This window comes from Comamonas terrigena NBRC 13299, assembly GCF_006740045.1.
Classification (GTDB): Bacteria; Pseudomonadota; Gammaproteobacteria; order Burkholderiales; family Burkholderiaceae_C; genus Comamonas; species Comamonas terrigena.
Genome location: NZ_AP019749.1, coordinates 1,735,329 through 1,749,114 on the forward strand (window position 1 = coordinate 1,735,329; position 13,786 = coordinate 1,749,114).

A 13,786-nucleotide genomic window follows, 5' to 3' on the forward strand; every position below is an offset into this window, starting at 1 on the left:
AGTGCGGAACTCTATCCTACTTTTTCTCGGATGGCAGGCCCCATAAGGTCACGGTGTCTGAGCAAAGAGAGCAGCGATCCGATGACTTTTTCACTTTCTTGCCCGCCCGCCACCGGCGCGCGGCATTCTATTTCCGGGCTAGAGGCGCAGGTGGCACACGCCGTGCACAGCGCCCTGGCAGACCAGCGCCTGGTGGGCGCGGTGGTACTGGTCTACCAGCACGGTCAGGCGCTGTGCCGCATGGCCGCAGGCTGGGCCGACCGTGAAGCCCGCAGTGCGATGGAAGAGGACACGGTGCTCCGCTGGGCTTCGGCCAGCAAGCCGGTGGTCAGCGCCGCCGTGCTGCGGCTGGTGGCCCAGGGGCGGGTGGCCCTGGACGACCCCATCACGGCCTGGCTGCCGGACTTTCGCCCGCGCTTGCCGGATGGCCGCGAAGCGTGCATCACGGTGCGCCAGTTGCTGAGCCACACTGCAGGCCTGGGCTACCGTTTTCTGGAGCCCGACGGGCAGGGCGCGTACGCCCAAGCCGGGGTGTCCGATGGCATGGATGCCAGCGGGATCGACCTGGGAGAAAACCTGCGCCGCATTGCCAGCGTGCCGCTGCTGTATGCGCCGGGCACGGCTTGGGGCTATTCCCTGGCGGTGGATGTGCTGGGTGGCGTGGTGGAGGCGTTGTGCGGCATGGCCTTGCCACAGGCCGTGGAGGCACTGGTGACGCGCCCCCTGGGCATGGCCGATGCCGGCTTTGTCTGCCGGGATGCGGCGCGCCTGGCGACGGCCTATGTCAACGGCAGTCCAGCACCCCACCGCTTGCAGGAGGGCGAGGTGGTGGCGCCGTTCGAGGGGACCGTGGGCATTCCCTACAGCCCGGCGCGCGCCTTGGATGCCGGCGCGTATCCTTCCGGCGGCGCCGGCATGGTGGGTACGGCCGATGATTTGCGGCACCTGCTGGAGGCCTTGCGCACCGGCCAGGGCGGCTGGATGCCCGAGCACCTGATTGCCGAAATGGGACGGGACCAGACACCAGGGCAGGAGCTGGCAGCCGGCCCCGGCCTGGGGTTTGGCCTGGGCTTTTCCGTGTTGCGTGACCCGGCACTGGCCCGGTCACCTGAATCCCCAGGCACCTGGCGCTGGGGCGGCGCCTACGGCCATGCCTGGTGGGTGGACCGGGCCCGGGGGTTGACGGTGGTGGCCATGACCAACACCTTGTATGAGGGCATGTCGGGGCGCTTTGTCACCGATCTGCGGGATGCGGTGTACCAGGGCCTGCAAGCATGACGTCTTCAGCCTTGGAAAATCGTCTGCCCTGGACCAGCCTGCTGGCCTTGAGCATGGGCGCGTTCATCACCATCCTGACCGAAGCCTTGCCTGCCGCGCTGCTGCCGCAGATGGCGGGGGATCTGGGGGTGTCGCAAGCCTGGATCGGCCAGACCGTGACTGCATACGCCGTGGGCTCGCTGGTGGCAGCCATCCCGTTGGTGACGGCAACGCGCAGCATGCGCCGGCGCCCGCTGCTGATGGCGGCGGTGCTGGGGTTTGCGGTGGCCAACAGCGTGACCGCGCTGTCGGGCAATTTCACCCTCACCATGGCCGCACGCGTGGTGGCCGGCATGGCCGCCGGGCTGCTGTGGGCGCTGCTGGCGGGCTATGCCACGCGTCTGGTGGCGCCGCAGCTTCATGGCCGCGCCATCGCCGTGGCCATGGTCGGCACGCCGCTGGCATTGTCCCTGGGCGTGCCGGCCGGAGGGTGGCTGGGCTTGGCCCTGGGCTGGCGCTGGTGCTTTGGCCTGGCCAGCGTGTTGGCGCTGCTGCTGTGGGTCTGGATGGGGCTGCGGCTGCCGGATTTCCCGGGGCAGGCCCAGCGCCAGCGCATGCCCATGGCCGCGGTGCTGCGCACGCCCGGGGTGAGATCAGTGCTGATGGTGGTGCTGTTCTATGTACTGGCCCACAACATTCTGTATACCTACATCGCGCCGTTTCTGGCGGCCAACGGGGTGCATGTCCGCATCGACCTGGCGTTGCTGGTTTTCGGTGTTGCGGCGCTGCCGGGCATCTGGTTGACGGGGTTGTTCGTGGATCGGCATCTGTACCGCATGTCGATGGCCAGCATCCTGCTGTTCTGCGGTGCCGTCCTGATGCTGGGGGCGAGCTGGGGCGGCCCCCCCCTGGCCCTGGCGGCATTGGCCGTCTGGGGATTTGCCTTCGGCGGCTCCGCCACCTTGTTCCAGACAGCGCTGGCGCAGGTGGCCGGGGAGCAGGTCGACATGGCCCAGTCCCTGCTGGTGACGACGTGGAACACCGCCATCGCCGGTGGCGGCCTGGTGGGCGGGCTGCTGATCGTGAGCTGGGGGGGCTGGGGTCTTTGCGCCGGTGCTGCTGGTGTTGCTGGGCGTGGCGGTGGTCTGTCAGCGGCAGCTTGCGGGGCCAGGCAGCAGCAGCCTTGCGGTACCGCAGCCGGATGGCAAGTGCTGAAGTCTGCAGCGGGCCGAACTGCGGTTGTCGCAGTTCGGCCAGACTTTGACCTATTCTAGGAGCGGAGGGGGTTCGTTCTGGGGGCACCACGGAGACAGCCATGGGACCAGCGGCGCTGCTGAAGGTTAACGCCCGCTGGCCCGCGACGCCAGCGCCCGCCAAGCGCTAGGGGGTCATTACGGGGACTGCCCGGACGAGCTCCATCCGGTCTCGTCCCTTGCGCTTCGATGCGTATAGGGCTTGGTCGGCCCGCTTGAGCCAGTGCGACAGCTCCTTGTCGGGCTGCTCGAACAAGGTGGCACCGATGCTCAGGGACACGGGTTCCGGTGTCTCAAACATGGTGCGCGCTTGTTGCGCGAACGATTCGCGCAGGCCCTGGCCCAGCGCCTGTGCGGCTGGGCCGGAGACGTTGCGCAGCAGAATCACGAACTCGTCCCCGCCCAGCCGTGCGGCCAGTGCGCCGTGGGGCAACACGATGCGGATGAGGTCGCTCAGGGTCATCAGCAGGCGGTCGCCGGCATCGTGACCGTGCAGGTCGTTGACCTGCTTGAAGTGGTCGATGTCAATCAACAGCAGCGCGCCCGGGCTGGCCGGCGACGCTTTCGCCAGCAACTCCGGCGCACGCAGATAGAGTGCGCGGCGGTTGTCCAGGGCGGTCAGGGGGTCGCGGGCGGCAATTTCCGCGATACGCTCCTCGCGGCGATGGCGTTCGGTGCCGGTCATGGACATCGCAAGCAGCATGATGGCCATCACGCCTTCCACCAGCGAGACCACAATCACCTCGCCCCGGAAATTGTTCAGGTTGATGAAGGCGTCCGGCGCTACGACCGACCCGGCCTTGGCGAGGTAGAACAGACCGTGCGCCAGCAGGACGAAGCGCAGCTGTGCGGCGCCCACGCTCAGCGTGCCGCCCTGCGGGCGCAGCAGCAGGCCGGCGCGCAAGCTGATGACGGCGATGAGCGGCGACTGGGTCCCCATCATCGCCTTGGACCACCACGGCCGGTCGGGCAGAAACAGCATGGCCAGCCAGACGACGACCACAAGCCACCAGGCGCGCGACAGCCGGGTGCGTGTGCAGCTGGCAACGCCGGCCAGGAACAGCCAGTGGGCGGAGATCAGCAGGCCATTGGGGAACCAGATGCCGAACAGCACATAGCCACGGGAGCGCAGCAGGGCCAGCACGCAGCCCACGGAGATGATGGCAAACCCCCCGCTCCAGAGCAGCAGCGAGCGTTCGCGCACGCTGCTCCATTCCGCGGCCAGGTACATCGCCGAGGCGGCTGCCATGGCCGAAGTGAGGACGAGCAGGGTGAAGGGGTCGAGAACCATGGACGAGATGGATGTGTCAGCGCGGGCGGGCTTCGCGCGAGGCGGATTGTCGCAGGATGCGGGTGCTCAGGCATGTCGTGTGGGGCGGTCTGCCGGGAGAAAGTAAGGGATTGAGCTATTCGCGAGGAGAGGATGCCCGGCGCCGCTCCGGCGGCGATCTGCAGACGGTCCTTGTTGACCCGCCGCTGCCGTGGCCTTCACTACGTGACCTTGCCGGCACGGCTGCGGAGTCACGCAGCAAAAAACACGCCTGTGACCCACTCGGTGGTGGCAGGTGTGCGCCGATCCATTGCCGCAGCGAGCGACTTGCACGCCGTTTGTCGCTGGTTGCGGGCGTTCGTGGCCAAAGTTGGCCGCGGAGAGGCCACTTTCGCGGCAGCGCAGGCAGCCGCCATGCGGCCCGAGCTTGCGCTGTGGAAGGTGGGCAGCAGAAAGTTGGCCTTGGGCGGCCGTTCGCGGGGGCTGTCCTCGGCCCGCCGCAGCCATGTGATGCACGCGCATGTGCATGCATCACATGGCGGGAGCGTGCGTCACGCGTCGGTGTGTACGTTGCGTCCCGCAAAGATACCCACCACGGCGGCGGTGAAGGCCAGAGCGGCACAACCGAGCAAGGGGATCTGCCACCCACCGAGCAGGTCGTGGAGCCAACCCGCGGCCATAGGCCCCACGGCGGCCAGCAGATAGCCCACGCACTGCGCCATGCCTGACAGCGAAGCTGCCTGGTGGGCGTTCTGCGTGCGCATGCCGATAAAGGCCAGCCCGAGGATGAAATGCGCCCCTGCGCCCAGCCCGAACAGCGTGGCCCAGGCGAAGGCGAGCTGCGGCGCAAGCTGGAATCCCATCAGCGCCACGCCAGACAGCGCGGCGACGCTGGCCGCCGCCCAGCGCTGGTCCTGGAGCCGTCGCAGAACAGGGCCGAGCAGCAGGCCCGGGACGGCCGTAGCCAGTTGCATCACCCCGTGCAGCGAACCTGCCTGTTCGGCGGACAAGCCGGCATCAGTCAGGATCAGGGGCAACCAGCCGATGACGATGTAGTAGATGGTCGAGTTCAGGCCCAGGTACAGCGTCACCTGCCAGGCCAGGGCTGAGTGCCATATTTTTTTGCCTTGGGGCGGGGTGGCGGTAGTGGCGGCCGGCTGCGTGCGGGAACGAAGCTGGGGCAGCCACATCGCCAGTGCCGCCAGGGGCAGCACAAGAAAGGCAAGCAGCGCCGGTTGCCAGCCCCACACGGTTGTCAACGGCACCACCGCAATGGAGGCCAGCGCTGCCACCACACCCATGGCCAGCGCAAAGGCACCGGTGACGCTGGCTATGCTGCTTGGGAAATCCCGCTTCACCAGGCTGGGTAGGAGGACGTTGCTCACCGCAATGCCCATGCCGATGACGGCGGTTCCCACATACAGCGTCCACACCGTGCCCGTGGAGCGCAGCGCAATCCCCGCGGCAATGGCGAGCAAGGCAGCGAACAAGGTCCGCTCCAGCCCGTATGACTGGGCAAAACGCGCGCTGAACGGGGACAGCAGTGCAAAAGCCAGCAAAGGCAGAGTCGTCAGGGCGCCAGCCGCCGTGGTGCTGAGCGCAAAGCTGTCCCGGACCAGGCCGAGAACGGGCGGCAGGCCGGTGACCGGCGCGCGGAGGTTGGCCGCGATGAGAAGAATGCCGATAAGCAGCGCTGCGCGGGTGCCGGCGCGCTGGTGAGTCAGTGAAGTCATGCAATGTCCTTGGGAATGACCTCGACTCTAAAAAGCTGGCGTTTGACTTGATATGGAAGCAGTGACAATCTATCTCTAAATCATGCCAATTTCCTCCAAACTCACCCAGGCCCTGTGCGGCTTCGATCCGGACACCGACGCGCGCCCGGCGAACGCCCTGCTGCTGGAGGTGGAAGACCACGATGCCGAGCAGCCGGTGCATTTCCATCGAAAGGGGCAGCTGGTGCTGGCTGCACGGGGAGGGGTGACCTGTGAGGTGCCCAAGGCCCTGTGGATGGTCCCGCCGCAGCATGCGGTCTGGATACCAGGTGGCATGCCGCACAGCAACCGCGCCACCGAGAATGCGCAGATCTACTTTCTGTTCATCGAGCCCGGCGCAGTTGCCATGCCGTCGGAATGCTGCACGCTGGCCGTGAGTCCTGTCGTGCGCGAGATGATCCGGCTGCTTGCCGCACAAGGGGGCGCATACGAACCCGACGATGCGACGGGCCGCCTGGTCTCGGTACTGCTGGAGCAGGTCGCACTCTCCCCGGTCGAGCAGCTGCATTTGCCGATTTCCGGGCACCCCAAGCTGCGGCACATCGCGGATGCACTTTCCGTGGACCCTGCCGACCGCACCACACTGCCGGAGTGGGCGGCGCGCCTGGCCATGAGCGAACGGTCGCTTGCCCGGCTGGTGGTGCGGGAGACCGGGCTGACCTTTGGCCGCTGGCGGCAGCAGTTCCACCTCATCGTGGCGGTGCGCAGCCTTTCCTCAGGATTGGCGGTTCAGGACGTCGCGAGCACGCTGGGCTACGACTCCGTCACTGCGTTCATCACCATGTTCAAGAAAGCGCTGGGCCAGTCGCCGGCCCGCTACATCTCACAGCTGCGGTAGAACACCAGGGCCTGGCCCCGGTGGCACCGCGCTGTGTCTTCAGGGGAGGTTCAAGTCCATACCCAGCTTGCTGGCCAGGGTGAAGGTCAGGAACAGCACCGTCAGCAGCGCCAGCATGAACAGGGCTGCCACCTTGCCGCACGTGCGCAGCAGCGTGCGCCGGTCCGTCTTGTTGCCCCCTTTCTTGCCCTGGTCGTAGTGCCACTTGATGGCGAAGAACATGCAGGTGCCGAAGATGAGCACCTTGAACGTGACGAAGACTATGGGGGTCCAATCGGTCATTTGAGAATTTCCAGCCTGTAACTTGACTTGCCTCCAAGGAGAGAGAGGCAAAAACGCCAGCGACATCCATACAAGAATGGAGGCTGCTACACGTTCGGGGGCATACTACTTAAAAGCAATTTCCATACATCGGGCGCAGACGCCGCCGTTGAAAACCATGCAAGACGACAATGCGCCCCTCTGGTTGCCGCGATTGGCCAGGCAGGGCGGACCACGCTTTTTGCAGATCGCCGATGCCTTGCAGGCGGCGGTGGCAGACGGATCGCTGAAGCCGGGTGACCGCCTGCCGCCGCAGCGCCACCTGGCGGCGCTGCTGGACGTCGACCTGACGACGGTCACGCGCGCCTACGATGAAGCCCGACGCCGCCACCTGCTGGAGGGCCGCGGCGCGCGCGGCACGTATGTGGCGGCGCCGAAGGTCGAACTGACCTCGGTCCTCGATTTGAGCATGAATACCCCGCCACCGCCGGAGGGGGTGGATTTTGACGACTTGCTGAAGCAAGGCTTGTCCCAGGTATTGATGCGGGCCGATGCGGAATTGCTGATGACCTACCACCTGGGCGGAGGCAGCGACTCCGACCGCAAGGCCGGAGCCCACTGGCTGGCGCCGATGTTTGGAGCGCTGGATGCAGGGCAGATGGTGGTCTGTCCGGGGGCACAGGCGGCGATTGCCGCGTTGATTCTTGCACTGACGGAGCCGGGCGATGTGATCCTGGCCGAGCCCGTCAGCTACCCCGGTTTGCGTGCCGCAGCGACCCAGTTTGGTCGGCGCATCATTGCGGTGGAAGCGGACCAGCACGGGATGGTGCCCGAGAGGCTGGAGCAGGCGTGCCGCCAGCACCAGCCCGGGTTGGTCTACCTCAACCCGACCTTGCAGAACCCGACCGCCATCACCATGGGCGAACGCCGGCGCAAGGAGATCGCCAGCATCGCCAGGCGCTGCCGTGTGCGCATTGTCGAGGACGATCCCTACTGGCTGCTGGCCGATGCCCCGCCGCCACCGATTGCGACCTGGGCCCCGGAACAGGTGTACTACATCTCCACCCTGTCGAAGTGCCTGACACCCGGCTTGCGCGTGGCCTTTGTGCTCATCCGTGACCCGCATGAACGGGAGCGCTTTCTGGTGGCGCTGCGCTCCTTTGCGCTGATGGTTGCGCCCTTGACGGCCGCACTGGCCACGCAGTGGATTCTGGACGGCTCGGCTGATGGATTGATGGAAGGCGTGCGCAAGGAGGCGCGCCTGCGCCACCGGATGGCCAGGGATATTCTGGCGGGGCGGTACAGCGGCGCCGGAGACGGCCTGCATGTCTGGCTGGAGTTGCCGGGGTATTGGAGCTCCGCCCAGCTTGCGCGTGCAGCCGGCAGCGAGGGCATCGCCGTCACCCCGGCGGAGGCATTTTCCACGGGCAGCGAATCCGTGAATGCCATCCGGATCTCTTTGGGCAGCATCAAGGACCGTTCACGTCTGAAGGCGGGTCTGCAACGCCTGTCCCATCTGCTTGCGCGTCGGCCCGAGCCGTTCAGTGCTGCGGTGGTGTAGTGGTGCAGAACCCAGGGCGCGGCATGCCGGCGTTTTCTCCAAGTGGTGGGGCACGAAGTGGCAGCTTGGTGTTTATGCCGCGTGAGATCAGGGCCCCTTGATACCCATTGCTTGGGCTCTTCGCTGCCTGTCGAGTCCGGAGCAATGGGAGTCCGTTGGCGAGCACTGGCCCGTCTGTGGTTCCCGTGTGGACCATATCAATGAATGCCATGCCATGGTTCTCGGGGAAGGTAGGCACAAATTCCTTGCCAGGAGCCGCGATATGTCAAAGGCGCAATTGATAGTGCCATCAATGAATGGAGCGATTCCTGCTGTGCTTGTCTTGATCTTGCGCATCAAATGCGTACATCAGGCTGAGCAGGATCGCTGCACACGCATTCTGTGGCGCGAGCGCAGTGTGTTACTGGCTCCATTTTTCCGTGCTGCCGTGCTGTCATGAGGCGATAGGTGTGGGGTGGAATAACCTATCGACGCCGCGCGATGGCTGAGTGTTATTTGTGCAACAAAAACGGAGTGGCCCGCAGGAGGTGACAACGCCAACTGTAAAAATATAGAATCACGAAAATTTTAGCCATGCCTATACACATTTTGGCATGTGCGTTTTTTACTGAATAACTGATTCTTGGTGGTTGCATGAATATTTTTGGTGTTTCATCTCATTCATCTATTGGCTATCGTGTAGAAGATAGAGGCGCCAAGTCTTCGGCGAAGGCTCCAGATGCTGAGGCTGGAACATCAAATGCTGCAGTTTCTGTGAATATCAGTGGCAAGGCTTTGCTGTACTCTCGTATCTTCAGGACGACAGACCTGTCGAAAGAGCTTCATGTTGAGACGGAAGTGGGGACTACCAAAAGCCTGACTACCAGTAAATATGATTATTTATCGAGAGATGACCGGGAGCTGTTGGCGTCTATTTATGACTACGCATCTGACAATAACATTGATCTCAGGCATGTAGATATTTTCGCTGATGAATTGGCTGGTTTTCGTCAGTCGGGCTGGGTGCCTGCTGGAGATCTATATACATTGGATGGAAGAAAAATCACTGCCGATTTCAATTCAGCAGACAAAGAGGTGGCCAATAGAATAAAAGATTCCAAAGAATTTTCATCTACCAAGATTGATAAGGCCTTTCTCAATAGAATTCTGGACAGCAGCAGACCAGTCCATGCGGTGGATTTTGAATTTTTAGAGCATCTGGTTTCTGCTTTTTCAGCTGATGGAGTGCCCAGTAATTCTGCTGAAAAGTTCGCCACTTATGACAACAAGCCTGGCTCGTGGGTGACGCATATTTCCGATGAAGTGGATGCAAGATTTATCCCGGAGGAGCCTGACCTGATCAGTATCAATGGTGGGCCATACTTCAAAAATCCGAAGAAAGACACATTGTCTAATGACGAATTTTTGAAAAGCATTGATGTGAATCTGGTATCAAAATACTTGTCCGAGTTTGTCGATTCATCGTTTAAAAAAACAGATTCTGCCAAGGCAACCTCGGAAGACAATAATTGGATCGGAGGCCTTTACCAAGGCGTAAAGAAGATGATTGGCGGGTGATGCACCGCCTTAGTCGCGATATCCGTTCTCAACTCATTGTTTGTCGCCGACCGTGTGATGGCGACTCGCCTCTGCACTGAGCCGCGCTGCCCTCCGTCGTATCACACAGCCGCCAAAGCGGCCAGGTGACTGTCCGCATTGCTTCCAGTGCTGGCGGCATTCACGTGGTCGAAATAGCCGTACCAGCCGCTGGCCTGGATGCCGGCCAGCAAGGCGTCCCGCGCGGCCAAGGTAGGGAAGCGCCAGATGCCAAGAAATCGGTGTGCGCTGCCCTGGTCGATGCCGGGATCGGTTTCTGCCAGTGAGAGGACTTCGACCCCCACGCTGGACAGCTGGGCAAGGGCACTTCCGATGTGGCCCAGAAACTGCTGGCGCTGTGTGGCGGGCAGTGCGTGCCAGGCGGCGTTGGGCGTATAGAGTTCCACGAGGTAATGGGACATGGTGCTTCCTTGGTATCGGTGTTGTTCAGCGGAGATTGCGCAGGGCGCGTTGGCAGATGCGCTGTGTGGCGCCGGTGGGGGCGTGTTCCAGCCATTGGGCGCAGGTGGCGCGCACCCAGTCGGGCTGATCCTTGGCTGCGTCATTGAGCCAGTTGGCGACCGAGTCCTGCACATAGGCGGATGGGTCGGCACGCAGCGCAGACAGCAACGGCAGCGCTTGGCCGGGCATCTTTTTGAGCGCGTCGATGTGGGTGCTCCACACGCCGCGGGGGCGCAGCACCTCGCACGCGAAACGCCGGATGCGCTCCGACGGGGCCTGCGTCCATGGCATCAGATGGGCCAGGGCTGTAGGTAACTCTGCCACCAGGTACGGCCGCACGGCCATCCAGGCCCATTCGCGCACCCCAAAATGCGCGTCATCTGCCAGCGGGCGGATGGCGGCTAGCCGAGCTTTCACATCCAGTCCGGGCTGAGCGCCGATCATGAAGCACGCCCAGCCGCGCACCATGTCCGCGCCGTGTGCCTGGCACTGGGTGAGACCCTCTGTGCCCAGCGCCTCCAGCAGGATTGCACCGATGCGGGCCATGCGCTTGAGCACGCCCAGTTGGCAGGCGGCATCAATGGCGTGCAGCGCAGAAGGCGCCAGCCCCGGAAAGACCGCCCGTGCCAGCACGGCCTGATCGATGGCCAGGCATTCCGCCAAGGTGGCGCTTTCCAATTCCCCATGCGAGAGCGCATGCAGCATATCCCGGGGAATGTCGGCCGCGCGCGTTGCGCCGGTTCGGATGGTCTGGCTCATGGTGCGGTACTCGCCAGACGGCCCGCCACCTTGCCCAGCAAGCTGGTCAGCTGCTGGCGTTCGGTGGTGGACAGGTGGCCGAACAGGCTGGCGATCCATTGGCCATGCTGGGCGATGACGGTGCTGGCCAGCTGCTTGCCTTTGGGAGTCAGCCGGATGCACAGTGCGCGGCGGTCCTTGGCATTGGCGTGGCGTGCAACCAGTTGCTCGCGCTCCAGCCCGTCGAGCAGGCCGGTCACGGTGGCACGGGTGACCCCGGCGCGTTCGGCCAGCACGTTGGGTGCGAGCCCGTCAGGTGCCGCATCCAGCAGGAACAGCAGCACAAACCGCCCCTCGGACAGGCCATGGGGGGCGAGCAGGGTTGCACAGTCCCGGTCGATATGGGCCGACAGCGACAGCACCTGGAAGCACAGCTGGATGCCATCCACATCCGGCAGCTTGCGCCTTTGCGCTTCGTCGATGAGTGCCAGGTACTTCTGCTCCAGCTGCATGGTTAGTCTGTAAATAATAAGGTGACTAATTATATGCATGAAGCACGCTATGTGATCCAGTGGTTGACTGCCACAAGTGCCTGAAGGCGAAGCGGGGATTTCGTCTCCAAGCCTTCGGAGTGCCGCAAGTGCCGCGAGAATCTGCCGAATGTCCGACGTCCATCTCTTCGCACCCTATCTCCAACGTTGGAGCGTAGAGGTGGCTGGTGATCCTTTCTCCACCCACACCAGTGATCTGCTGCCGGTGCGTCTCACAGGGGCGGGGCCAGGACGGCCTGCGATGATCAAAATCACGCGCAGCCTGGACGAGCAGATCGGCGGCCAAGTGCTGCAATGGTGGGGCGGTGAAGGCGCGGCGCGGGTCTATGCCCGTGACGAAGACACGGGAACGCTGCTGATGGAGCGTGCCATCGGCTCCAGGCATTTGCTGCGCATGGCTTTGGAAGGCGAGGATGATGCCGCGACGGCCAACATCTGTTACGTCATAGGCCAGTTGCATGCCCAGAGATGCTCAGCACCGACGGACCAGCTGCAGTCGCTGGGACAGTTCTTCAGATCGCTGGCACCGATGGCACAGCAGGAGGGGGGCCTGATGGCCGAATGTGCCATGGTGGCCGATGCGCTGCTGAGTGAACCACGGGAGCAGGTTGTGCTGCACGGCGATGCGCACCACAGCAACATCCTCGATTTTGGCGGGCGTGGATGGCTGGCGATAGATCCCAAGTGCGTCATTGGGGAGCGGTACTACGACTACGCCAATGTGCTGTGCAACCCGGATCTCAAGACTTGTACCGACCCGCTGCGCTTTGCCCGGCAGCTCGATTTAGTCACCGGTGTCGGTGGTTTGGAATGCCAGCGCTTGCTCAGATGGGTGATGGCCCAGGCCGCGCTGTCGGCAGCCTGGTTCCTGGAAGACGGAGGGCGCCCCCAGGGCGAAAAGCAGTTGGCCGTTGCACGTCTGGCTCAATTGGCCCTGCGCTGAGTCCCCTGTTCTGCCAACTGCATGGCCCTTTGTGGCTCTACACGGCGGGTGTTGCGCGTGCAGTAGTGGCGCAGACCCTGAAGGCGGCCAAGAAATGTCGTCATAAAGGCCGCCATAGAGGCCTGCGTTGGGTGGCTGTGAGCCATGGCTTCGGCAGGCTGTGGCTGGCGCGGCCCGTTGAAAATTTGGACCGCGACCAAGAAGGGGGCGGCACCTCTTTACTTGATCTGCACCACGACTTTGCCTTTGGCGCGGCCTTGCGCAAGATACGCCAAGGCCTGCTGGGCCTGCTCCCATGGAAACACCTTGTCGATGACCGGGCTGATATGCCCGGCGCTGAGCAGTTCCCCAATCCTGTCCAGTTGCTCACCGTCCGGCCGCACAAACAGGAAGGAGTAGCCCACGCCATGCGCAGATGCCTTGCGGATGATCTTCCGGCTCATCAGGCCAAAAATCAGCCGGAGCACAAAGTTCAACTCCCGGGTGCGCGCAAAGGCGGCGTCCAGAGGGCCGATGAGCGAGATGATTTGCCCGCCCGGCTTCAGGATGCCGACCGATTTTTCCAGCGCATCCCCGCGGATGGTTCCCAGGACCACGTGGTATCCGCGCAGTACTTGCTCGAACGCCTGGTTTGTGTAGTCAACCACTTCGTCTGCGCCCAGGTGCGTGACCAGGGGGACGTTTCCGGTGCTGGTGGTGGTGCCCACGTGGGCGCCCAGGTGCTTGGCCAGCTGAATCGCAAACGTACCAATGCCGCCGGAGCCGGCAGGAATAAACACCTTCTGACCTTGCTTCAGCTGGGCGCGCTCTTTCAGCGCTTGCCAGGAGGTTAGCCCCACCATCGGAACCGATGCGGCCTGCACGAAATCGAGATTGGCAGGTTTGGGTGCGGCCAGGTTTTGGGGGACCACCGCAAATTCGGCGAGCGATCCGGTTCCCTGGTCAAAGATGCTGGCAAACACTGCATCGCCGGGCTTGAAGCGCGTGACGTCGCGGCCCACTTCCACCACCACGCCCGCCAGATCGCTGCCCATGGTAGCGGGCAGCTGGAATGGGAGTACGGCTTTGAAGATGCCGGTCGTAATCATGTTGTCGATGGGGTTCAGTCCGGCTGCATGTACTTGGACCAGCAGCTCGTCGGGCTGTAGCGTGGGGCGGGGCAGCTCGGTGATGCCGATCTCTGGCGACTTGCCATAGCGTTGGAAGGTGAGGGCTTTCATGGTGTTCCAGCAGGTGGGTTGCAGAGGCTGCAGATGGGGAGGCACATGTGCGGCCTCCTACTTGGGCCGGTCTTCGGCGCCCTGG

12 protein-coding genes and 1 pseudogene are annotated in these 13,786 nt (G+C 63.6%); 6 read left to right on the forward strand and 7 right to left on the reverse strand.

Features of this window, described 5'->3' with window-relative positions; genetic code table 11:
• Positions 1 to 81: 81 nt before the first annotated feature.
• Positions 82 to 1,278, forward strand: a complete 1,197-nt coding sequence (locus CT3_RS08005) for a serine hydrolase domain-containing protein (RefSeq protein ID WP_066535222.1) — start codon at positions 82 to 84, stop codon at positions 1,276 to 1,278.
• Positions 1,275 to 2,472: pseudogene (locus tag CT3_RS08010) on the forward strand (MFS transporter). The gene CT3_RS08005 and the pseudogene CT3_RS08010 overlap by 4 nt, the downstream one beginning before the upstream one ends.
• Positions 2,473 to 2,637: 165 nt before the next feature.
• Here CT3_RS08010 and CT3_RS08015 read toward each other — a convergent pair.
• Both CT3_RS08015 and CT3_RS08020 read right to left on the reverse strand, forming a co-directional pair.
• Entirely contained in the window at positions 2,638 to 3,801 is a 1,164-nt protein-coding gene (locus CT3_RS08015) for a GGDEF domain-containing protein (RefSeq protein ID WP_066535220.1), read from the reverse strand.
• 530 nt (positions 3,802 to 4,331) lie between these two features.
• Positions 4,332 to 5,513 (reverse strand): CynX/NimT family MFS transporter, encoded by a 1,182-nt coding sequence (locus tag CT3_RS08020; protein WP_066535218.1) that lies wholly within the window; start codon positions 5,511 to 5,513, stop codon positions 4,332 to 4,334.
• Between the two features lie 82 nt (positions 5,514 to 5,595).
• Between CT3_RS08020 and CT3_RS08025 the strand changes: the two genes are divergently transcribed.
• Positions 5,596 to 6,390, forward strand: a complete 795-nt coding sequence (locus CT3_RS08025; protein ID WP_066535212.1) for an AraC family transcriptional regulator — start codon at positions 5,596 to 5,598, stop codon at positions 6,388 to 6,390.
• Positions 6,391 to 6,429: 39 nt separating this feature from the next.
• On the opposite strand, the gene CT3_RS08030 is transcribed toward CT3_RS08025, so the two are convergent.
• Entirely contained in the window at positions 6,430 to 6,672 is a 243-nt protein-coding gene (locus CT3_RS08030) for a hypothetical protein (RefSeq protein WP_066535210.1), read from the reverse strand.
• 157 nt (positions 6,673 to 6,829) lie between these two features.
• Between CT3_RS08030 and CT3_RS08035 the strand changes: the two genes are divergently transcribed.
• Positions 6,830 to 8,212, forward strand: coding sequence for an aminotransferase-like domain-containing protein (locus CT3_RS08035; RefSeq protein WP_066535207.1), 1,383 nt, complete (start codon positions 6,830 to 6,832; stop codon positions 8,210 to 8,212).
• A 633-nt stretch (positions 8,213 to 8,845) separates the two neighbouring features.
• On the forward strand, positions 8,846 to 9,769 hold the full coding sequence (locus CT3_RS08040; protein ID WP_127446193.1) for a hypothetical protein: 924 nt from the start codon (positions 8,846 to 8,848) through the stop codon (positions 9,767 to 9,769).
• Between the two features lie 101 nt (positions 9,770 to 9,870).
• Here the strand turns inward: CT3_RS08040 and CT3_RS08045 are convergent, their stop codons facing one another.
• Genes CT3_RS08045 through CT3_RS08055 form a run of 3 tightly spaced genes read right to left on the reverse strand, consistent with a single transcriptional unit; the run spans position 9,871 to position 11,499 of the window.
• On the reverse strand, positions 9,871 to 10,209 hold the full coding sequence (locus CT3_RS08045; protein ID WP_066535203.1) for a DUF6616 family protein: 339 nt from the start codon (positions 10,207 to 10,209) through the stop codon (positions 9,871 to 9,873).
• A 25-nt stretch (positions 10,210 to 10,234) separates the two neighbouring features.
• Positions 10,235 to 11,008 carry a DNA alkylation repair protein gene (locus CT3_RS08050; RefSeq protein WP_066535196.1) on the reverse strand — a complete coding sequence of 258 codons (774 nt, stop codon included), beginning with the start codon at positions 11,006 to 11,008 and terminating at the stop codon, positions 10,235 to 10,237.
• Positions 11,005 to 11,499 (reverse strand): MarR family winged helix-turn-helix transcriptional regulator, encoded by a 495-nt coding sequence (locus tag CT3_RS08055; protein WP_066535193.1) that lies wholly within the window; start codon positions 11,497 to 11,499, stop codon positions 11,005 to 11,007. Before CT3_RS08055 ends, CT3_RS08050 begins: the two co-directional genes overlap by 4 nt.
• Positions 11,500 to 11,647: 148 nt before the next feature.
• On the opposite strand from CT3_RS08055, the gene CT3_RS08060 reads away from it, so the two are divergent.
• Positions 11,648 to 12,481 carry an aminoglycoside phosphotransferase family protein gene (locus CT3_RS08060; RefSeq protein WP_066535191.1) on the forward strand — a complete coding sequence of 278 codons (834 nt, stop codon included), beginning with the start codon at positions 11,648 to 11,650 and terminating at the stop codon, positions 12,479 to 12,481.
• Positions 12,482 to 12,699: 218 nt separating this feature from the next.
• On the opposite strand, the gene CT3_RS08065 is transcribed toward CT3_RS08060, so the two are convergent.
• Complete coding sequence (locus CT3_RS08065; RefSeq protein WP_066535188.1) at positions 12,700 to 13,701, reverse strand: NADP-dependent oxidoreductase; 1,002 nt, start codon at positions 13,699 to 13,701, stop codon at positions 12,700 to 12,702.
• Positions 13,702 to 13,786 lie beyond the last annotated feature (85 nt).